This window comes from Streptacidiphilus albus JL83 (assembly GCF_000744705.1).
GTDB classification, from domain to species: domain Bacteria; phylum Actinomycetota; class Actinomycetes; order Streptomycetales; family Streptomycetaceae; genus Streptacidiphilus; species Streptacidiphilus albus.
Genome location: NZ_JQML01000001.1, coordinates 5,389,112 through 5,408,873, shown reverse-complemented (window position 1 = coordinate 5,408,873; position 19,762 = coordinate 5,389,112). Strand labels below are relative to the sequence as shown.

Here is a 19,762-nt window from a genome sequence, read left to right as displayed (position 1 = left end):
GTACCGCCCACCCGGCCACAGCCAACCCACCGGCCCACACCGCCCGTTACGCAGCCTGATCACCAATCCCAGCACCGTCTCCGGTGAGACCATCCGCCACGGACACCTGGGCCCGAGGCGGCTGCCGGGATGGATCTGGAGTGGTAGAGCCCTGGAAGACGACGCAGGAGGGGCCGCAGACTCCGTCTGCGGCCCCTCCCATGCTGATTCGGCTGGTCCTCAGACCAGGGAGATCACCAGGCGACTGTCCTGCTTGTTGATCACGAAGCCGTCCGTCACCTGATCGTTCGGCGTCCCGGCCGGATAGACGGTGACGACCGGTCGGGCGGTCCGAGCTTGGCCCCAGGCGCGGATCTGGGCGCACAGGCGTTCAGCAAGCTCGGCTCCGGCGGGGCCGTGGCCGATCGCACCGAGTTCGGACCGCGCCGGGGTGTCTTCTTCGGTCTGCGTGCGGCGGGTGACGAAGTAGGCCAGGGACTCGCCCTGGGCCAGGGCAGGGCTGCGGGAGGGGATGGCAGGCTTGCAGAGCCCGGACTCGACGGCCGCAGCCTTGGCTTCGATGCGGCAGGTGCCCGGTTCGGTGGCACTCAGCCGGAGCCAGACTCCATCGAAGGACTCGTAGCCGCCGACGGTCGTACCGGACCAGGCCTCGGTCCTGGGCTGGTCGAGGACTCCGTGCAGGGCAGTGGGGTCGATGGGCTGGTCGATGTCCCAGTACAGGTTCACGGTGGCGTCGCCGGTGATGGTGCCCTCGCGTTCGCCGTCCTGACCGAGCATGGGGACGAAGCCGCACAGCTTGACGTCGCTGGACACCATGCGGTCAGCCTCACGGGTGAAGGCGATGCTGTACGTGGTGCCACGCCACCTCAGCGGGACCACCAGGCGGCTTCCGGAGGGCAACTGGTCCCACCATGCGGCGGGGATGTCCCACGCGCCGACGGCGACGATCGCCTTGTCGTAGGGGGCGTGGTCGCTGTCGCCCAGCGCACCGTCGCGGGTGACGACGTGGACACCTTGGTTGGCGGTCGAGTCCAGGGCCTTGCGGGCGTGGGCGGTGACGTCGGCATCGATGTCGACGGTGGTGACCTCCCCGTCAGGTCCGGTGAGGTAGGCCAGGAGGGCGGCGTTGTAGCCAGTGCCGGCACCGATCTCCAGGATGCGGTCGCCGGGCTTCACCTCCAGTTGGTCGAGCATCATGGCCACGATGGTGGGCTTGGAGGCACAGCTGAGTGCAAGCGGGCCGTCGGGGTTGGGCTTGATCGTGACGGCCTCGTTGGCGTAGGCCTTCTCCAGAGTGGCGTCGGGCAGGAAGCGGTCACGCGGGACGGTCCGCATGGCGTCTTCGACGGCGTGGGAGGTGACGCCACCTGCCTCCTTGAGCTGGTCGACCAGGTGATTGCGGAGCGCTTCTGCGCTGCCGGGGCTGGTGATGGCGTTCATGCAGGGTCCTTCCGTTGGGGTCTGACGGGGAGTGAGTGGCAGACCCTGGTCAGTACGGGTGGGTCGGCACGGCTGATGTCAGCCGTTCAGAAGCAGGCAGGCGTCCCATCGGTTTTCCAGCGGCATGTCCGTGGCTCCGGTGCACTGGACGAGCTGCACGCCGGCCCGACCTTCCAGGAGGCCGGGCCGGGTCGGTAGGCCTTGCTGGTGCAGGTGCTGGTCCAGGCGCGCGCGCAGGCCAGGTAGAAGGACAGTCAGGGCGTCGCTGCCGCTGTCGGCGGATATTCGCCGGGTCGTGTGCATGAGCCCGGCCCAGCCATGACACAGCGAGGCGTCGACCAGCCGGGAGAGCTGGGTCTCGTCTGCGACACATCCGACCAACGCCTGCTCAGCTTGCTGCTGGCGCTGTGGGTCGCTGAGGGCGAGGGCGGCCAACTGCTGGGTGCGGGCAAGGCCCGGAGTGCCGTAGCACCAGCTCGGGCGTCCCGGTCCGCGCTGCCTCGACGTGCGCGAGAGCCACTCGGACCGGGAGACCGTCCCCGGCCGCCAAGCCCGCGTCCCGGTACCCGTACGCCACCGGTCCAGGTGGGAACAGATCCGGTCGATGGCCTCGCGCTGGCCGGGCACCTCGATACCGCGCCTGATCGCGGCGGACATCAGTGCGAGAGGACCGCAGATGCCGTGGGCCAGGCCGAGGTTCCCGTGGCCGCCGGGCCACTGCGCGGACGGCTGGCCTGCGGGCGAGTCACCGGACCACCATCCGGGGAGCATCTCTGTCCCGGCCTTCAACGGCTCGGTGAGTCGTACCAGATAGGCCAGGACGCCCCGCAGCAGATCACCGCCGCCGTGTCGGTTCAGGAGGTAGGTCCCGATGCCGGTCAGTCCGCTGATCAGGTCGAACTCCCGTAGTTGGGGTAAAGCCCCGTCCTCGATGCGCCGGTGGGCTCTGTCCAGACGCCGCCGGGTCAGGGCGTCCAAGTGCCCGTCGAGGGTGTTCAGCACGGCTGTGTAGGCCGGCTGCTGGGCGGTGTGGAGGGTGAAGGCAACGGCCGGGGCTCCGTAGAACAGGCCGCAGACCTCCGGGTCGGCGATCAAGGGTTCTCGGGTCATCTCGGCAGCCCGGTTCCGCAGCGCAGTCCAGTCGCCGCGCTGGACGTCCAGCAGAGCGATCCCGGCGGCGCCGGTCGCCAGACTTTGCCCCGGGCCGGGCGGATCGGTCGCGGTCACCGGCTGCCGCCTCTCGTTGCCTGCCAGGTCAGCGCTGCCTGCCGCGCCAAGCGGCGGCAGACGGCTTCCCCTGCCCGGTCCAGGCCGATGACCCGGTTGTGGTGCATGTGCAGCAGGGATTCCAGGACGCTGTCCGTATCGGCGTCAACGGGGAGCCGGTCTCGGTAGGCCGCGAGGGCGGCGGCGCGAGACTGCCGGACCCGCTCGATCTCGCCTGGCCACGGGCCCGAGCCGTGCAGAGCCAACTGGACCGAGCGGTTGGCCATAACCCGATCGGCAGCGGGGGCAGTGGGCGCGGGCCGGGATGCCAGCCACGTCATGGCGTCGTCTGATCCGAGGAAGCCGCGGGCGATGTCGACCATGCCCGCGACGACCAGCGACCTCGGGTCGACGGCAGGGGCCGGCAGGAGCCGGAGCGAGGCAGTGACCGCCTGCGAGTCGGCGCAGAACACCGCCTCGGCCGCTTCCATGGCCGCACCGTACCCGTAGCGGCCGGTCTCGGGCGCGTAGACGTCGAAGGCCAGCCCGGAGGCGAGGCCGTCGTGCCTCAGTCCTTCCGCCCACCGGCCGATCACATCGGCGAACTGCCCGAACTGGTCCGGGCTCTGGGTGCGGAAGCGCATCCGCAGATGGTCACTCTCGTGCGGACTGCGGTAGCGGACGAACCAGAATTGAGGGTCGCCAAGCAGGCTGGCCAGGAGCCGGGGCAGGTGCTCGGTCAGGATCTCGTCGTAGCGCTCGGGGTGGGTGCGAAGCTTCGCGTTCAGCCACCGGCTCGCCGGTGAGCCGGGCAGGGGGCCGCGGCTGCTGTTCGTGGTCGTCGGCAGCGATCCGGCCAGCGGCGAGGGGGCAGGGGGACGGGCGGCGACCAGAGGAACGGCGACTTCGTGGACGTGCCCCTCCAACCAGCCCAGCTCGTCGGCGCCGATGGCCTCGGTCAAGACGGCGGTCCCGTAACGCTTGAGGTGCGTGTGCAGTATCGCCACGTGGACCGGCTCGGTCAGGGTCAGCCGTAACGTCCGCTCCTGGTCTCGAAGTTCGACTGTACGCGGGCAGCCCCAGCGCTTGCGCCACTGCTCCAGGTCCATGATGCCGGTACCGGTCAGGGCACCGACGGCAAGGGTCCAGCGGGCCGGGGAGATGATGGTGCGGCGGTAGCGGACCCGAGGCAGGCGGGGCAGGTGGACGGCGTGCGGGCCCCAGTCGAAGCCAGTCCAGATGGCGGCGAAGGCGCGCGGGAGGTGAGCCAGGAACCTGGCCAAGGGGGGCGGTTGCTTCTCCAACGCCATGGCATGGAACACCTGCGGCTCGACCACCCGGCGGCGCGAAATGCTGACCAGGTGCAGGCGGTCGCGGGTAGCAGTGAGCGCGAGGTCATCCAGCGGGATGACAGTGGCCGCATCGTTCGGGTGGCGGTGCTCGCCCAGGGCGATGACGTGGGGCAGATAGGCGGGGATGCGACAGATGTTCTCGGTGTGCGGGTAGAGCGGCGGGAACGACAACTGGGCGACAAGGGCCCCGGCTGTCGAGGCAGGCAGGCCCCGGTAGATGTCGGCCAGGCCGGTGCCGGTGGCGACGGGGGTGAACCGTGAGGTGAGGGTTCCAGCGGCGCGAGCCGGGGTGACGGTCACGGTGAAGTCCCCACGCTCCAACGCGGTCGTGCTTCCGGCTTGGATCCGGGCCGCGATCTCCACGTGCGGCGGGATGCGGTGCTCGTCGAGACGTGCGCCGTCGGTCAACTCGTCGATGATCCGGTCGGTCAGCAGGATCTCGCCGCTGCCGTCGGCCATCGCCTGCCAGGCCAGGGCCAGCAGCCGTTGATCGCGTGCCGTGGGTGCGGCCACCGGCGGGGTCATTGTGCTGCCGGGGTACTGCGCGGGGAAGCCGAGTCCGGCGGCCGGGTCCAGGAACTCGGTCAGGGGGACCAGGGTGCCGATGCCGTAGTGCTCCCAGAACGCGGCACGGTACTCGCGCCACACCGCCTCGCCGGTCGGCTGGCGGGTCAGTCTCAGCAGGACGTCGGCGGCCCGCTCCAGCTCACGGGCCACCTCGCGGGGCACCTGGACATCGCAGTCCAGCAGCAGATCCACTGCCAGCGCGGTGCGTCCGGCCGAGGACAGGTCTCGCAGGCGTCCGACGATCTCCGCGCGCCCCTGAACTGGACCGCCCTGGCTGTTGTGCTGGGCGAGGTCGTCGCGGACGGCCTCAAGTTCCCGCAGGACCGGCACCACGGCCGGCACGGTGTCCGCTCCGGCCTCGCGAAGCCGGTCGAGCAGGTGGCACAGGGGGTCGGTGACCGTGAGCGGGGCCCGCAGGCAGGTGATCAGGAAGCCCTGCCGGACAAGCTCGGCGAGCACCGCGGTGACGCGGGACCGGTCGGCGCCGGGCACGGTCTCGGTGAGCTTGTCCGCCAGATCCGCGAACGGGGCCGCACTGGCGGCGGCGTCCCGCAGCACTCGGATCGCGCTGGTGTAGCGGACGCTGACGCGGTTCGGTCCGCCATGGGGTACCTGGAGTCGGCCACCACGCTGAGCGGCGAGGTTGTTGAACACCAAGTCCAAGCGCTCGAGCAGTTCGGGGACGGCTTCCAGACGATCGACAACGCTGGCCAGCCACTCGGTATCGACCCGGGCGACCGGCCGATGGCCGGTGCCGAACCGTACTGTGGCGGTCGGCCCCAGCCTCGCTTGGGCCACTCCTGCGAACAGGCCGAACGGCGTTGGGCGGCCGGTGGACCGCAGCAGGTAGCGGGCGGTGGACTCGGTCGCGCGCAGGATCTGCTTGTCCGTGACCGGGCGGTCGGCGCGGATCGCGTCGACCCGCCCGGCCAGTCCGGGGCTGGCATCACGGATCGCGTCGGCAACTTCCGGCCGGGACCAGACCTGCCCAAGCCAGCGGCGGCAGTCCGCAGTGTCGGCCGGGTCCGGCCACCAGTCGGTGCCACGGGTCAGCGGCACCGTGGCTGCCCGCAGCAGTGCGGTACCGGTGTGCTGGTAGAGCGGCTTGCCGGGGACGCTCATCGGTTCCTCCGCCGTACCTGAGAGGGGTGGGGTGGGGCCGAGGGAGATCCCGGCCCCACGTCGAGCGGGCTGGACAGCAGGTCAGACGGCGCTGGTGCAGGAGCTGGCACAGGACGGGTCGCACCCGTCAGAGGTGCCGCAGGCCACCGGGATCCGGTCCGCGCCGACCTCGGTGATCACGGACACGTCCAGGTCGAGCGGGTCGCTGTCCACCACGGGGGCGCGGTCCAGGATGCTCAGTGCAGTTGGTGCCATTTCGGATCCTCCTACTGGTTGGGGATGGTGCGGCGGCCCTGCCCCAGCAAGACCGCCGCCGTCCGCCCGGATCACCGGACGGAGGTTGGTGCCGACCCCGCCCGCACGGCTCAGGGGTGCGCGGGCAGGGCCGGGTCTCAGGTGCCCGGCGGTGACAGGTCCGGTGCCGACACCGGAGCGGATGCGGATGCCCCGGGAGAGCATGAGCACGGCTCGTGGGCCAGGATCGCGAGGAGGGTCAGAAGCACGGCGCTGGCACCGGCCCAGACGGTGCCTAACGCGATCGTCACCGGGTCGGGTCCGGCGTGACGCCCGCTCACCGGGCCCACTCCTCGCCTGGTCGACCGCCCCACTGACCCCGTCTGGCCACAACCGTCAGGGCTTCCGGAGAGTCGGCCGGCAGCTCGCGGTTGCTGTGGAGCGGTCGTACGATCAGCTGGCCGCTGTGGACGTCCGTGACGACCAACTCGTGGCCGTCGTTGTCCTTGACGAGGTCGCCGATCTGCGGCCCGGTCGGTGCCTTCGTCACGTCCTGTCCCTGGGTTCCGGCCGGGCGCGAGTCCGTGACTGCCGCTGTATCGGCGGGTGCGGACCCAGCTCCTGGGGGAAGTACGGGGTAGGACATGCGATCGACTCCTGGCAGATTGCGAGCGATGAACCGCGAACGGGCTGATGCTCAGTCAACTGCGGGTGTACAAACTCAGGAGGAACCCCGTAGGGGGCCGTTCCTGACTGTGGGCCACTTCTGTGGTCCAGAAATCTGATCCACTTCCGCATCGGGCCATGGGGGCGCGCATCATGGGCATTGAGACGATCGGACCGCTGCTGCGTGCTCTGCGCGAGGAGTCCGGACGCTCCCAGTCGGAACAGGCCGCCGACCTGTCCGAGAAGTCCGGGTTACCCGTGGATCGTCACACGGTTTCCCGCTGGGAGCGCGAGGAACGACTGCTGTCCCCGTTCTGGCAGAGCCACACCGCTCGGTCGTTCGGGGTACCGCAGGAGCATCTGCGGCGGGCGGTCGTCGCTGCCCGGCAGAAGCGCCGCCTGGCAGCTACCCCCGTGGATGAGGAGTTCGAGACCGTGTACCGACGGACCTTCCTGGGCGCGACCGCCATAGCGGCCGGCGCCGTGACCGAGCCCTGGGGTCGCCTCGCCGCCGCCATCGCCGGTGCTCCCGTGGACACTCGCACCGCCCGATCCCTGACCCGCACCACCGAACAGCTCTACCTCGCCGAACACGGCATCCCCGCACGCTTGATGCGACCAAGGGTCTACGCACATCTCGACACGATCATCAGCGTCCTGCCCCAGGCGGGGAAGCATCGCCAGGCCCTGCTGGTCGCGGCCGGGGAGACCGCCGCACTGGCCGGATGGATGACCTGGGACATGCGCGACGAGGCCGGAGCCTCCCGCTACTACCGCGTCGCGGCCGACGCCGGAGCGGAAGCCAACCACCCGCCACTGACTGCCCTCGCCCTGATCTACGCCTCGTATGCCGCCGCCCACCGGGGCGACTCAGCCAAGGCCCGCAGCCTGCTGTCCACCGCCCAGACCCACGTAAAGGGCCCCGCGTACGCGGCAGCTCGCGCATGGGCCGCCGCCCGCGAAGCGGAGGAGGCCGCGGCGGTCGGAGACCGGTCCAGCACTGTACGCTCGCTCGATCGAGCGGTCACCGCCTACGACTACGCCGATCCGGACCAGGCCCAGCCGTGGGTGCGGTTCCTCGGCCCGGCCCGGCTCGCCTCCATGGAGGCCAACGCCTACGGCCGTATCGGACACGTCGACGTGCAGGACGCCGCCGAGCGCACCATCGGCCACCTGACCGGCCAGGACAAGGCCAACGCCGTCGCCCTCGCGGACGTGGCCACCGCGTACGTCCGCGCCGGCCGTATCGACCAGGGCGCGGAAGTCGCCCGCCGGGCAGCTACCGAGGCCCAACGCGGCGAAGTCCAGCTCAGCCGCGACCGCCTCACCGCTCTGCACCAACTCCTGGCCGCCAACGACAGCAGCGAGGCCCGCAACCTCGCCGACGAGCTACAGACGGTGCTCCGTTGAGGTCGTCCGAGCCAGGGCCTCAGCTGCCCGGACGGCACCGCGGGCCGCGTCCATCCGCTCAGGACTGCTGGGTCTCCTCGGTTATCCAGGCGAGGTACTCGCGGCTGCCGGTCGGGATCTCGCCGACGATCACCTCCGGGGTGTCGTAGGAGTGCTCGGCCTTGATGTGGGCCTCCAACGCCGGGTACCGCTCAGCTGTGGTCTTGTAGAGCACCCGCCACTCCTGCGCGGTCTCCACCTCGCCCTGCCACCAGTACGTCGAAGTGATCGGCCCGTCGACCTGGGCGCACGCAGCCAGCCGGGCGGTCACCGCCGAACGAGCAAGTGCGGCAGCCGAGTCAGCGGAGTCAGTCGTCGTGAGAACTGCTAGGTAGTCAGCCATGGTCGTAAGCCTAAGCGTTGTATGTAGGCACGGTGTAGCTTACTCAGTCGCAATGCATAGGCAATGCCTGCCGGACGACAGTCCGCTTCTGCGACCAGCTCAGCAGGCCGCCGCGAATATCCGAACCGGGCTGCCCATGCGCTGCTGTGCCGCTAGTATTTGCGAGCATGGATGAAGACTTGGATGCCGCCCGTGCACTGGCCGCGCAAATAGATGACTTCTTTGACGCTGCAGCGAAGGAGTACAGCGCGAACTACGGAGAGGCCGCAGAATTGGTCTACGCGACGCTGCAACGCAGCGAAGGCTTTGGCGCGGTTGAGTTTGTTGACGCCTACATAGGTTCTGGCTTGTACCCGTCAGACAGACTGGAGGTGCTGGCCAACCGCTTCACCGAGGTGCGCCTACAACTGCACTATATCAAGTTTGACCTCGGTATCGCCAACGAACACTACTACGCTCCTCAGCACCACTCCTCGCTGCATTCGGCTTCTCCCCGACAAACGCTGAAGCTGATGGCAGTCGACCAGTCGCTTATCGGGCGCTCACGGATCGCCTGGGAGAAGCTGATGCGAGCAGTTTACTTCCTGGAGACGGGCACCGACCTGGAGCCGTCCGGCAAGCGTTCCTACAAGGCGAAGTTCTTCACATGGGTCGCAGAACAACCTAAGTGGCGATTCCTTGCGCCGTACGAGAGCGTCGTGCGTAGACACGACGACAAGTACCGCAATGGCGAGTACCACAAGGGATCCATCCTACGCCCACGAATCCTGGGCCGCGATACCCCTGGCGGCGAAGAATTCCTGGCACTGTCTAACTACATGAGCAACTGCATCTGGCCCAACATTGTATCGATCGTGGCAGGAGGAACTGCGACTCAGTTCACCGACCTTCACATGATCCAAGGTAGTCATGAGATCGATCCCATGTACCTGACTTCGCTTCCCGATGAACAGGCCATCTAGAACTGGGGACCGAAGACACATTCGATGACCATTCGGTCAAGGAGAACCCGATCACGCGCCCCCTCGACGTGATGGATTCAAATCACTGCGGGAACCAGCACTACGCGTAAATTGCGCGACCCACCCATTTCTCATCCGCATCCATACGAATGGGGAGACTTTCACACGAGACGCAGAACGGGACGTGTGTCAGCCACTCCGAGAAGAACACGCACCCTCTCAGGCTTCCACGCCAGTTCCCTGGCTAGCTCCTGGACGGTAAGGCCCGATTCTCGACGAGCAAGCTCGAACGCTTGGCTGAGCATCACAGGCTGCTCCCCCGGAAAACCAGCGACAGGCTCAGGAGCGAAGCCTGGCTGCCTGGAAAGAGCCGCGAGCCGTTGGTAAGCCCGGCTCGCGCTGGCCTCCGACGTCAAGCCGAGCTCGCGGCAACGGTAGATGAGGGATTTGACCGAGACACCCCATGCGCGAGACAAGTCGGCAAGGTGCGCGAGATTCATCCGACTCGGAAGGAGCGGTTTGATGTACTCCGCGGGCGTGAGGAAGGCCGCAGCAAACGCGTTTGCTTCATGCTCCTGGGCAGCATCTCCGGTTGAGGCCGAGTGCAGCACCAAGTGACCGAGCTCGTGCGCGGCGCTGAAGCGATGACGGTACACATCGTCCGCACGATTAGCTGTCAGGATCACGAGAGGTCGGGGCAGTCCGGCGCTGGCGAAGGCATCTACCTTGGCAGCGCTCGGATCCGCGTCCGACGGCGCGACCAAAACGATTCCGTGAGCCTCCATCTGACGCACAAGGTGACGGACGGGCCCCTTCCCAAGGCTCCAGCGTCGGCGCAGTTCACGTGCAGCCGCAACCGGTTCCGCTGGCAGGTCCACTCCAGGATGGACCTCGCCACCAGCAAATCCTGGGAGGTCGACCCACGGTAGCTGAATGCGCTTTTCCAGAGCGTGGGTCAGTTCCCAGACCTGCGCGGCGAAGCCAAGAGCACGGTCCCGCTGTGCACTGCTCGTCGAACGAAGGGCCCGAAAGTGCGCCATTGAGGTGTCGAGCTTGCCCATCGGACGCCCAGCCAAGAAGAACTCAACCGGAACTTCCAACACGTCGGCAAGGCGGGGCAACAGCTCCGGACGGGGCTTGCTGCTTCCCGTCTCATACTGACCCACAGCTGCCGGAGAGACACCGATACGAGTAGCGACTTCCTTCTTGGTCATGCCCGCCAGATGGCGTGCCTGAGTGAGCCTGGGCGGATGGAAGGCATCCCAGACTGCCCTCGGCGATACGTCGTTGACGAGGCCAAGGTTGGGGATGGTGGGCTGCTCAGTCCTCTTCACTTGCGGTCGCGTCGTCTTCCGTTGGCTCGGGCTTCTCGGTCTGAGGGGTGATGTCCAGACCACGCTCGTGAGCGCTTCGCTCGGCCATCGGTACCTCGGGCGGCGCTCCGGCATCGAAACGATCTTCGTCTCGCTGCTGGGGAACGGAGGCCAGCGTAGCCGTGCCATCCGAAGACAGCAGCTCAGGCTCGGCGAGCCATCGCAGGGCACCGCTCTCATCCACCAGTTCCGCCTGCCCCCACCAGGCTCGATGGAGGCCGCCGTGGTCGGTCTCGTACATGACGAGCACGAGACGGGGTCGAGGATCGCGGCCAGCCAACTCAGCCAGGGAACGACGCACAACGAGCTCTGGAACGTCCAGTCCTAGGAGCGGGTCCTCGACCCAGCGCGGCCGGCCAGAGTCTGTAACGGCGAACAGCTCCCTCACCACGCCAGACAACGACTTCTTCGGCCACTGGTCGCCCGGCTCCCGGTCCACCCCTTCGATCCAGACCGGGTAAAACAGCCGATTCATTACCAGCGCCAGCTCGTACCACGTGCCGGTCTTGACGAGTTCGGTTTCTGGGAGATCCAGCGCCTCTAGATGCTGCGTGAGCCGCTCGAACTGATTCGTCATCCGAGCCCCAGCCGGTGCGAAGTTCCGCCGCGAGTTGGCGACCGCCTTCACTTCCAGCATCGTCTTACCGGTGGTCCGCAGCGCCGACAGCACCGCATTGCGCACCTCAGCCGCGTGCTCGCCGAAGTCGTCCTGCGCCCAGGCAGGGATGGAATCACTCACGCAGCACTCCTGGAGTGAGAGCTTTCGCCAACCCCAGCACCATACACCCAGTGGTTCAGTTATCTACATCAAACTTGCGATTTTGGTTCAGCTGTCAGCCTCTAGTCGGAAGTGGTCGGCTCTCTCCGCCAGCCCGCGGGCCGCCGGCACCAACTGCCCCTGGCCCGAATCGGGTCGAGCGAAGTGAACGGACGATCGACGCTGCTTCAGCCTCCGCCCGCTCAGCAGGAAGGTTCAACGGTCGGGCGGGCCGGTCCAGGATCTCGGCACCGTACTGGACCAGCCGAGATCGCGCATCTGCTGACTGGGCTGCACCCGGATCACCTGAACTCCCCATCGTCACAGTCCGGTTCAGGACACGCCCACGCCTGTTCTCACCAGAACAGCCAGATCCCTTCACTACGAGGCATCGTCGTTGATCAGCTTGCCATCGGGGCCGAACCTGTAGGTGCGCGGCGGTCCCATGGCCGCCACCGCAGCTCTGAGTGCAGCCTCCTTCACGGCGGGATCCGGGGCCCCGGGGTCCCGTACAACGAAGCCATGGAGGCCGATGGCGTCCGCGTCCACGTCGTCGGGCTCCGGGCGGCCCTCCAGGATGAACCCGCACAGTGCGCGCAGCGCGTCCTCCCCCATCGCCAGGGGATGGAAGGGCAGGGGGTAGGGCTCCTCGTCTTCTTCCGCGTCGGGCCAGGAAACAACGTCCGCTGGGCGTTCCCCGGCCCAGAAGGGCGCTTCGAAGGGCAGCGGCTCGCCGATGTCCTCGACGATCCCACTGTCAGGGGACAGGCTCAGCGAGCGAATGAGGCGTCCGTCCTCCCATACGCCGAACGCCAGCCAGTCGACCACGCTGTGCATGGCGTGCATAACCATCCGTCGGCCCGCGCTCGCAGCGACCAGCTCATCCGGGAGTTGAGACGGACGATCGACCATAACCCGTCGATCGCAGAGCAGTTCCACGCCCGGCCAGCTCGCTGCATACGCTCGACCGTCCGGCGGGTAGACCCCCTCCCACAGATTCGAGGCCGCAGCAGCCGGTTCGACGGTCCAGCCGGGGTAGAGGCGGAGCATCATGGCGCTCGTCTGCTCCAGGTCAGCGGTGCCAACCCCCTTCAGTCGGACAGGCACGTCCCCGTCGGCGTACACGAGCAGACCAGTCTTGGCGCCCAATATCCCTCCCACGACGAGAGCAACGCTTTCGGGTGGACCCTACTCACAGCCACCGACAATCGAGTCGACGGCGACCGAGTCGACGGCGACCGAGTCGAACCGCGTCGAGCGCGAACTCACCGATTCACCTTTCGTCCGAGCCCAGGACGGGCTCAGCCCAGACGGTCAGGGAGAAGACCGGGTACGAGACAAGCCCACGACCCTCCAGGACGGCGTTCGCAACGAACGCGCCCACATGGGCATCAGGAGCCGTGACCGCCCGGCCACGACCGCGCAGCCCCACGCGAATCAGATAGCGGAGACCCTCGACATCGACGACGCCGCACTCGCCGCTAGCCGAATCGACGGGTGCATCGACCGGCTCGACCTGCCAGCCTGCCTTGCGCGCGCAGTGCATCCATAGGCCGAAGACCTGGGCTCGATCCTGCTCCATCCCTCGGATCGGTCGGGCGATGATCTGCACCGGGTCCAGCCGTTCGTCCATGCTTGCTCCCACACTCGTCCCGAGCCCGGATCATGCCAGGTTGGTGGCGGTTGCGTTGAAGGCTTCACCGGGATGGTGCGGTCTCGTTAGGCTCCTGCTCATGTCCGATTCCGCCTCCGATCCCCGCCTCCGTTCCTTGGCCAACCGGCTCGGCCCTGGTCCGGTGAGGAAGGTGAGGGTGATCGGCTTCGACGGATCGGATGTGCTTGTGAGCGTCGTGGACGCCACCGAACCGGACGCCCGGACCGGGCGGATCCCGGGGGACGAGGTGTCCATGCGACGCGCCGCATCCTCGGAGATCCTCAGCGTGGGCCAGGAGATCGAAGCCGAGGAGATCGGACGCTTGGGCAGCGGGCGGCTGCTCTTCTCTGCCAAGGCCTGTGAGAACCCGGCCCTCCGGGCCTTTCTCATGGCGAACCAGCGCGGGCAGGTCGTGACCGGGACGGTGTCAGCGGTTCATAACTTCGGCGTGTTCGTCCACCTGGACGGCGAGCCGGAGGGCACCTGCACCGGGTTCATCCGTGTGCCGGAGCTGTCGTGGGTGCGAATCAGCCATCCCTCCGAGGTCGTGCAGGTCGGGCAGCGGATCACCGCAGAGGTGCTCATTTCCGAGACGCGCTCGGGCCAGGTTGCGATCTCGCTGAAGGCTCTGGAGGAGAATCCGCTCGTTCGCTTCGCCAAGCAGGCCGGCAAGGTCATCAGAGGTCCAATCACGAAGATCATCCCCTTCGGGGTCTTCGTGCACCTCGCTCCCGGCGTTGAGGGGTTCCTCCACGTCTCGGAACTGGCGGACGGGCCTGTCGACTCCCCGGAGCAGCTCGTCACAGAGGGCGAACTGATCACGGTCCGGGTCGCGGAGGTCGACTTGCCCCGCCATCGAGTGAGGCTCGCCGCAGCCCCGGAGGGACCGGCGGGCTGAGCCGCCAGCAGGGCGCCACGAGGGCACTTTCAGGGCACATGGCGCTGAAAAGTGCCTCCGAACAGCGAAAACCACGAAAGGTAGTTTTCGCAGCTCAGAGGCACTTTTGGCACGTTTTCGCAGGTCAGCGCCATGGCCGCGCGAATAGCTCCACGAGTGGCAGGACTTCGCCAACCGCCTGCACGACGCGGGGCACCAGCTGTACTGCCTGATGTGGCCGTGACCTGCGGGTTTACCGCCTCTTCGGGCCATATTCGGAGTCGGCGAAGGGGCCTGTCAGATGTCCCCCAAGGCACTTTGAGGGCACGCCGCCAGAGCTTCGGCAACCACGACCCCTACTGCCCGGCGCCTGGGCAGTAGCGGCTTGGCCTACCGTAATACGCGTCATACACTGAAGCTATGGCGAAGACCAGGATCAGCATCAGCCTCGATGCAGAGCATGCCGAGCGGATCAGAGCGCACGCCGACCGTGCCGGGATGGACGTCTCGGCCTACCTCGTCAACGCTGCGACCCGGCAGATGGCCGAGACCGATGAGCTGGAGGCACAGTTTGCCTCCATCGACGCGGTCATCGCCGCAGCAGAAGCCGAAGCATCAGAACTGCCGGCCCTGCCCGACGTTGCTGAGGACGACCTCACCGAGCAAGAGCGACGCGAGGTCGACGAGGCCATGGAACTCGTCTACGGCTCCGACCGACCCGCACGATCGCAAGGGCGGCAGCAGCGCCCTGACCACGCGGCGTGAACGCCCGCGTCCCGATCTACGACACCGGAATGCTGATCGCGCTCGCCGATCGCAAGGCCAAGGCTGTCCGCCTGCACGAAGGACTGAAGGCGACCCTGCACCGCGCCATCGTGCCGGGGCCAGTCCTGGGGCAGGTCTGGCGTCCCGCCCCAAGTACCGTCCACGCACTGGCAACCGCCCTACGGGACTGCACCATCCCGCACGCGCGCAGCTCACCCGGTGCACTGCGCCCGACGGCCGCCGGACAACCCGTATGCCTGCACTGCAGCACGGCCCTGGACCTGGCCGAGTGGCACCGAATCGGCGGAGCCCTGGGCGCTGCGGATCTGCCGCCGAGGAAGCGGCCTGACGTGGTGGACGCCCTGGTCGCCATCACAGCAGTCCGCCACGGCAGCGCAGTCGTCTTCACCAGCGACCCAGACGACATCAGCGCCTACCTGGCAGCGCTGAACGCACAGGACGTCCGCCTCGTCGCCGTCTGACGACCATCCCGCACGTTCCCGGCAGGGCACTTTCGCCACATCGTCGCAGTCAGCGCCGCGACCGCGCGAATAGCTCGACGAATGGCAGGACTTCGCCACCCGCCTCCACGACCCCGACCGCCAGCTCTCCTGCCTCGTGGCTCTGAGCCGGGCGGAGGTCAGCGAACGTACTGCTTGAGGATCTCGGTCTCCAGAGTGATCCCCAGGCCGGGGATCACGACGTTCGCCCCGAACGCATCGGATCGGATGCTGCGGTATTTCCCACCCTCGGGCTCGGTGTGCACCACCGTCTCGCAGCTGTCCCGGTCGATCAGCAGGTACACCGGGATGCCTGCCTCGGCATAGGCCGCCGGCTTCTCGACTCGGTCACGTCGGTCCGTGTCGGGATCGTAGGACGTGACCTCGACCGCCATCAGCGCACCCTGCGGGTCAGCCCATTCGCCCTGCCCGGCGAAGTGGGCGATCGGAGCCAGGACACCGTCCGGGCGGGCGTGGCCGGACCGGTAGGCATCCACACGCAGGCCCTGCTCGATGTGCAGGTCCAGCTCTGGACGGCTCTGCATGCACCGCCGCAGCAGCCACATGATGATCGCCCCGTGGTCACCGTCAGGCACTGCCTTTACTCCGATCTTCCCGTTGATGAACTCCAAGGTGACGGTCTCGGGCGTATGGGCCGCGATCTCCTCGAACTCCTCGACGCTCATCTGCGGGCGATGATCAGCTGTGATGCTCATAGGGTCACCTCCTTTGTCCCAGGCAGTCTCGACTCGCTCCACGGTATCGCTCTCGCGCGATCAGGGTTCGATCTACTGCGGAGCACCTCGTCGCGGCGAATTAGCGCGTGCACATCGCGTGCACATAGGGGCGGAAAACGACCATGAACGGTGCAAGGTGCTGAACACTGAAATCCCAGGTCAGCGGGCGTTTGAGCGGATCACCCCAGGTCAGCGACCTGGGGTGATCATTTGCTGCACGAGTGGCAGGACTTCGCCAACCGGCTCCACGACGCGGGGCACCAGCTGTACTGCCTGATGTGGCCCTGAGCTGCGGGTTAGCCGTCCTGGGTGAGTGAGATCCGGAGCCGGCCAGGATCCTGCCAGATCTCCCCAGGGCACCTTGAGGGCACTCTGCCGGAACTTCATATCACTTCCGGTTCGGCCCATGAAGACGCGACCGGGTCAGACGCCGAGAACCGTGATTGCCTGGCTGCCGTGGATCTGGTCCAGATACGCCTGGATGTCGTCCCCGTCCGACGTCGCGACGATCGTCGCATCGATCTCCACGGCCGTGAGGGCGACCAAGCCGTCCACAGGATCCGGCTTCTTCTTCGGGTTCAGATCCGCCCGGCCGATCAGTTCGCCCACCCTGCGCCACTCCGCCTCGGTGTAGCAGCACACCACCGCACAGTCCTTGAGGGCCCGCGCCAGGTAGGCGGTGCGAGCCCCTCCCCGCCACGCCTGAGCGACCACCGGGGCAGGAACGACCGGACGCCCAGTCAGGCAGTACTCCGCGTGAAGCACTCGCGCTCGCCGATCACGCGGGTCGGCGAGCGCGATGAGCATCCCCGCGTCGTACACCACGTCACCGAGCGAATCAGCGTCAGGACGCGTCGGGCAGCCCCAATTCATGCCGCGTTCCGACGGGCACGGATAGCTGCCGCCCGAGTTCGGGCTGCCGCAACCTGCTCCCTGATCCGAACGGACTCCTCGTCTGCGGGTGCATCGCTCGCAGGCGGCCAGTCCAAGGACTCCGCCTCGGCCTCAGCGGCAGCAATGGCTGCGTCGATATCCGCGAAGGACGCGGCGATGCGCTCCCGGCGGACGGCTTCAGTGAGTGCGGCGGCAACCACGAAGGCGGATACGTCCTGACCACCTTCCTCCGCGGCCAGCCTGATGCGTTCGGCCTGATCGGGATCCAGGCTGATGGAGATCCTCGTCTTCGCCATGGGCAAATCGTATCACGCCGTAATACGGTAGCTGGGATGGCGTCAGCCTAGGCGGCCACGTCGGCGAAACGCCTGACCGCACAGGGCACTTTCAGGGCACTTGGGCGTGAAAAGTGCCGCCGATCAGCGAAAGCCATGAAAGGCGATTCTCGCTGGCCGGCGGCGGGTTCACGGCATCGTCGCAGATCAGCGCATTCCCCGCGCGAATAGCTGCACGAGTGGCAGGACTTCGCCAACCGGCTGCACGACGCCGGCCACCAGCTCTACTGCCTGATGTGGCCCTGACCCGCGAGTTTGCTACCTAGGCGGCTCTGCGCTTCTTCTCTCTACGTGCTCCTGGTTCATGGCCCGTCGCGCCGAGTCGGTCCTACCTGACCGGCGTCACCGCCGCCCAGTTCGACTTCACCGACATCATCCGTGCCCGGCTGCCGCTGATCATCGCGGTGGTGGTCGGGCTGGCCTTCCTGATCATCCTCACGGTGTTCCGCGGCATGCTCGTCGCGGTCAAGGCGGCCGTGCTCAACCTGCTCTCGATCGGCGCCTCCTACGGCGTGGTGGTGGCGGTCTTCCAATGGGGCTGGGGCGTCTCCGTCCTCGGCGTCGCCGACAAGGTGCCGATCGAGAGCTATGTGCCGATGATGATGTCCGCGATCATCTTCGGGCCGAGCTCGGCCCTCCACCAGGCGTTGACACCTCAGCCGGGAGGCTAGCGCGTGCGGCGCGGCCGTCCGCCCAAGTCCCCTTGAAGTTAAGAGTCGACTGAGAGCAGCGTGCCGTTTGCAAGGCCCTGGTGGTGTCTGTCCGATAGGTCCCGGCCAAATGATGACGGGGATGTCAGCACACGTCCTTAGAGTTCACGGTGCTATCCCTGTGACCGAAGGACATTCAGTGGGACATAACCCAGCACGGCGGACGCTCGGCGTCGCCGTCGCCGCGATCACCAGCACCGCGGCCATGCTGACCGGGATCGGCACCGCCACAGCGGCCCCCGTTCAGCCCGTGCTCACCGTCCAGGCGCCCACCCCGACCGCGCTGACCCCGGCACCGGCCAAGGGTGCGGCGCTGACGGCGCAGCCCAACATCACGCTCAACTCCAATGTCACCAAGCTGCCGAACGACACCGACGTCACGCTGACCATCGACGCGCGAGGGCTGGCGAAGGTCGCCAATGTGACCTTCGGCGACGGCTGCGTCACAAAGGGCCTGATCGCCACCTGCGACCAGGGAGTCCAGCCGACCCAGATCGGCGGCGGCATAGGCACCTCGGGTGAGATCACCCTCAGCGCGCTCAAGGGCGCGCCGCAGGGCGCCAGCGGCAGCTACACGATCAGCGGCCGGGCCACGGCCGGCGTGCGCATCGTCGGCTCAAGCGGGACGGTGACCGTCGGTGGACCGGAGTTCGACCTCGGCGCGATGGTGAACCACACCAACGTCGCCATCGGATCCAACCTGTCCGAGCCGATCAAGTTCACCAACGCCGGCACTCGGCCCTCGGCCGGAGTCCAGGTCGTCCTGATGCCCTCGGCCGGACTGGACTTCACGACGCACTACTCCAACTGCCGCTACGGCACCGGCACTGCGTATCCGCATCTGACCGACCTCGCCATCTGCTCCATCAGCAGCTGGGTGAAGGTGGGCGAGACGGCCGAACTGGCGGTCCCGGTCGGGCTGCACGTCGACCAGACGGCGTTGTACACCTACCTCGACAGCATGGTGGAGCCGCTCGGCTACACCGCTGACAACTACTGGCTCCTGCCCGGCCACACCTGGAAGCAGGGCACCGGGGCCAAGCTCGGCCTCAAGGTGCTGGCCGCAGGCGTTCCTTCCACCGCACCGGCCGGCACGGCCATGCTGCTGGCCGCCGACGGTGACAGCGCCAACTACCAGGTCGCCTCAATCTCGGCCCGCAACACGGACGACTTCGGCGTGACCGGGGGGACGGCCAAGGCCGCGAAGGGGCAGACGGTCAAGTTCACCTTCTCCCTGGTGGACCACGGCCCGGCGACGCTCTACGACCACAGTGGCGGCGAGGGCAGCCCCGGCGTCCTGGTTACACCGCCACCCGGCACCACCATCATCGGCTCCTCTGCCAACTGCCAGCCGTCCCGTAGCTTCGACCCGACCGTGACCGCCCACGGTCCGTACCTCTGCTCGGCCGGCGCCTACTTCGTCAAGGGCGAGGTCAACACCTTCACCCTGACCGTCCGGGTCAACACGGTGATTGCCGGAGCCAAGGGATCCGTCAAGATCCAGTGGGGCGAGGGCATCGGCAACCGGCGTCCTCCGTACGACACCGACCCGCGCGACGATTCGGCTTTCCTCAGCCTGAACTGACCAGCCGTCGGTACGTCCAGCAAGGGCCGCCACCCGTGACCCGGGTGGCGGCCCTTGCAGTACATCCGCCGGCCTTCGCCCGGGCCTGACCCTGCTGTCCCCTCGCAGGCGTCGTCGCCCGTGGTCGCCCGATGGGGGGAAGCCGGCCAGGCAGTGGGAGGATCTCTGCGCGCCCTACCGCAGAGGAGTTCTCAAGGAGTTGTCCACACGGCCTGGTCGTCGGCTCCCGCCGTA

At 67.5% G+C, this 19,762-nt stretch carries 19 protein-coding genes and 1 pseudogene; 7 read left to right on the top strand and 13 right to left on the bottom strand.

The features are described 5' to 3' along the window. Window positions 1-219 precede the first annotated feature (219 nt). From fxlM to BS75_RS23635, 5 genes are all read right to left on the bottom strand, one after another. On the bottom strand, window positions 220-1,440 hold the full coding sequence (gene fxlM / locus BS75_RS23650) for a methyltransferase, FxLD system (protein WP_034089688.1): 1,221 nt from the start codon (window positions 1,438-1,440) through the stop codon (window positions 220-222). 78 nt (window positions 1,441-1,518) lie between these two features. Further along, the gene (locus BS75_RS23645) at window positions 1,519-2,667 is read right to left on the bottom strand and encodes a lanthionine synthetase C family protein (protein ID WP_034089687.1); all 1,149 of its coding nucleotides are present in this window, start codon (window positions 2,665-2,667) and stop codon (window positions 1,519-1,521) included. Then, window positions 2,664-5,687, bottom strand: coding sequence for a lantibiotic dehydratase (locus BS75_RS23640; RefSeq protein ID WP_034089686.1), 3,024 nt, complete (start codon window positions 5,685-5,687; stop codon window positions 2,664-2,666). The genes BS75_RS23645 and BS75_RS23640 overlap by 4 nt, the downstream gene beginning before the upstream one ends. Before the next feature lie 81 nt (window positions 5,688-5,768). Beyond that, on the bottom strand, window positions 5,769-5,942 hold the full coding sequence (locus BS75_RS48460) for an FxLD family lanthipeptide (RefSeq protein WP_152646140.1): 174 nt from the start codon (window positions 5,940-5,942) through the stop codon (window positions 5,769-5,771). A 316-nt stretch (window positions 5,943-6,258) separates the two neighbouring features. Continuing rightward, complete coding sequence (locus BS75_RS23635; RefSeq protein WP_034089685.1) at window positions 6,259-6,471, bottom strand: hypothetical protein; 213 nt, start codon at window positions 6,469-6,471, stop codon at window positions 6,259-6,261. 269 nt (window positions 6,472-6,740) lie between these two features. Here BS75_RS23635 and BS75_RS23630 point away from each other — a divergent pair, with 269 nt between their 5' ends. Beyond that, entirely contained in the window at window positions 6,741-7,997 is a 1,257-nt protein-coding gene (locus BS75_RS23630) for a helix-turn-helix domain-containing protein (protein WP_034089684.1), read from the top strand. A gap of 58 nt (window positions 7,998-8,055) precedes the next feature. Here the strand turns inward: BS75_RS23630 and cutA are convergent, their stop codons facing one another. Then, window positions 8,056-8,379 (bottom strand): divalent-cation tolerance protein CutA, encoded by a 324-nt coding sequence (cutA, locus tag BS75_RS23625; RefSeq protein WP_034089683.1) that lies wholly within the window; start codon window positions 8,377-8,379, stop codon window positions 8,056-8,058. A gap of 167 nt (window positions 8,380-8,546) precedes the next feature. Here cutA and BS75_RS23620 point away from each other — a divergent pair, with 167 nt between their 5' ends. Continuing rightward, complete coding sequence (locus tag BS75_RS23620; RefSeq protein WP_152646138.1) at window positions 8,547-9,341, top strand: hypothetical protein; 795 nt, start codon at window positions 8,547-8,549, stop codon at window positions 9,339-9,341. Between the two features lie 161 nt (window positions 9,342-9,502). Here the strand turns inward: BS75_RS23620 and BS75_RS46860 are convergent, their stop codons facing one another. From BS75_RS46860 to BS75_RS23600, 4 genes are all read right to left on the bottom strand, one after another. Continuing rightward, window positions 9,503-10,675 carry a helix-turn-helix domain-containing protein gene (locus BS75_RS46860; protein ID WP_034089681.1) on the bottom strand — a complete coding sequence of 391 codons (1,173 nt, stop codon included), beginning with the start codon at window positions 10,673-10,675 and terminating at the stop codon, window positions 9,503-9,505. Continuing rightward, complete coding sequence (locus BS75_RS50545; RefSeq protein WP_034089680.1) at window positions 10,662-11,453, bottom strand: hypothetical protein; 792 nt, start codon at window positions 11,451-11,453, stop codon at window positions 10,662-10,664. The genes BS75_RS46860 and BS75_RS50545 overlap by 14 nt, the downstream gene beginning before the upstream one ends. 399 nt (window positions 11,454-11,852) lie before the next feature. Next, window positions 11,853-12,620 (bottom strand): DUF6928 family protein, encoded by a 768-nt coding sequence (locus tag BS75_RS23605; RefSeq protein WP_034089679.1) that lies wholly within the window; start codon window positions 12,618-12,620, stop codon window positions 11,853-11,855. 124 nt (window positions 12,621-12,744) lie between these two features. After that, complete coding sequence (locus BS75_RS23600; protein WP_034089678.1) at window positions 12,745-13,104, bottom strand: hypothetical protein; 360 nt, start codon at window positions 13,102-13,104, stop codon at window positions 12,745-12,747. Window positions 13,105-13,204: 100 nt separating this feature from the next. On the opposite strand from BS75_RS23600, the gene BS75_RS23595 reads away from it, so the two are divergent. The 3 genes from BS75_RS23595 to BS75_RS23585 all read left to right on the top strand — a co-directional run bounded on the left by BS75_RS23595 (window position 13,205) and on the right by BS75_RS23585 (window position 15,249). Next, window positions 13,205-14,023 (top strand): S1 RNA-binding domain-containing protein, encoded by an 819-nt coding sequence (locus BS75_RS23595; protein ID WP_231607874.1) that lies wholly within the window; start codon window positions 13,205-13,207, stop codon window positions 14,021-14,023. Window positions 14,024-14,422: 399 nt separating this feature from the next. Beyond that, entirely contained in the window at window positions 14,423-14,767 is a 345-nt protein-coding gene (locus BS75_RS23590; protein WP_034089677.1) for a hypothetical protein, read from the top strand. After that, window positions 14,764-15,249, top strand: a complete 486-nt coding sequence (locus BS75_RS23585) for a hypothetical protein (protein WP_034089676.1) — start codon at window positions 14,764-14,766, stop codon at window positions 15,247-15,249. The genes BS75_RS23590 and BS75_RS23585 overlap by 4 nt, the downstream gene beginning before the upstream one ends. A gap of 158 nt (window positions 15,250-15,407) precedes the next feature. On the opposite strand, the gene BS75_RS23580 is transcribed toward BS75_RS23585, so the two are convergent. The 3 genes from BS75_RS23580 to BS75_RS44700 form a co-directional block, all read right to left on the bottom strand. After that, a complete protein-coding gene (locus tag BS75_RS23580) occupies window positions 15,408-15,983 on the bottom strand; it encodes a Uma2 family endonuclease (protein WP_034089675.1) in 576 nt (191 codons plus the stop codon). A gap of 444 nt (window positions 15,984-16,427) precedes the next feature. Further along, window positions 16,428-16,829: a hypothetical protein gene (locus BS75_RS23575; protein WP_052069646.1), complete on the bottom strand. Its 402-nt coding sequence runs from the start codon at window positions 16,827-16,829 to the stop codon at window positions 16,428-16,430. 44 nt (window positions 16,830-16,873) lie between these two features. Further along, entirely contained in the window at window positions 16,874-17,194 is a 321-nt protein-coding gene (locus BS75_RS44700) for a ribbon-helix-helix protein, CopG family (protein ID WP_042439931.1), read from the bottom strand. A 359-nt stretch (window positions 17,195-17,553) separates the two neighbouring features. Between BS75_RS44700 and BS75_RS23565 the strand changes: the two are divergent. Both BS75_RS23565 and BS75_RS23560 read left to right on the top strand, forming a co-directional pair. Further along, window positions 17,554-17,862, top strand: a pseudogene (locus tag BS75_RS23565) (MMPL family transporter); the annotation flags it as partial. Window positions 17,863-18,082: 220 nt separating this feature from the next. Further along, window positions 18,083-19,528 carry a COG1361 family protein gene (locus BS75_RS23560; protein ID WP_034089673.1) on the top strand — a complete coding sequence of 482 codons (1,446 nt, stop codon included), beginning with the start codon at window positions 18,083-18,085 and terminating at the stop codon, window positions 19,526-19,528. The last annotated feature ends 234 nt before the right edge of the window (window positions 19,529-19,762 follow it).

What these genes read in the sequence shown, in the direction of transcription:
- BS75_RS23620 (WP_152646138.1), top strand. Translation starts at nt 8,547, where the DNA reads ATGGATGAAGACTTGGATGCCGCCCGTGCACTGGCCGCGCAAATAGAT.
- BS75_RS23640 (WP_034089686.1), bottom strand. Translation starts at nt 5,687, where the DNA reads ATGAGCGTCCCCGGCAAGCCGCTCTACCAGCACACCGGTACCGCACTG.
- BS75_RS44700 (WP_042439931.1), bottom strand. Translation starts at nt 17,194, where the DNA reads ATGGCGAAGACGAGGATCTCCATCAGCCTGGATCCCGATCAGGCCGAA.
- cutA (WP_034089683.1), bottom strand. Translation starts at nt 8,379, where the DNA reads ATGGCTGACTACCTAGCAGTTCTCACGACGACTGACTCCGCTGACTCG.
- BS75_RS23630 (WP_034089684.1), top strand. Translation starts at nt 6,741, where the DNA reads ATGGGCATTGAGACGATCGGACCGCTGCTGCGTGCTCTGCGCGAGGAG.
- BS75_RS23590 (WP_034089677.1), top strand. Translation starts at nt 14,423, where the DNA reads ATGGCGAAGACCAGGATCAGCATCAGCCTCGATGCAGAGCATGCCGAG.
- fxlM (WP_034089688.1), bottom strand. Translation starts at nt 1,440, where the DNA reads ATGAACGCCATCACCAGCCCCGGCAGCGCAGAAGCGCTCCGCAATCAC.
- BS75_RS23600 (WP_034089678.1), bottom strand. Translation starts at nt 13,104, where the DNA reads ATGGACGAACGGCTGGACCCGGTGCAGATCATCGCCCGACCGATCCGA.
- BS75_RS23595 (WP_231607874.1), top strand. Translation starts at nt 13,205, where the DNA reads ATGTCCGATTCCGCCTCCGATCCCCGCCTCCGTTCCTTGGCCAACCGG.
- BS75_RS48460 (WP_152646140.1), bottom strand. Translation starts at nt 5,942, where the DNA reads ATGGCACCAACTGCACTGAGCATCCTGGACCGCGCCCCCGTGGTGGAC.
- BS75_RS23580 (WP_034089675.1), bottom strand. Translation starts at nt 15,983, where the DNA reads ATGAGCATCACAGCTGATCATCGCCCGCAGATGAGCGTCGAGGAGTTC.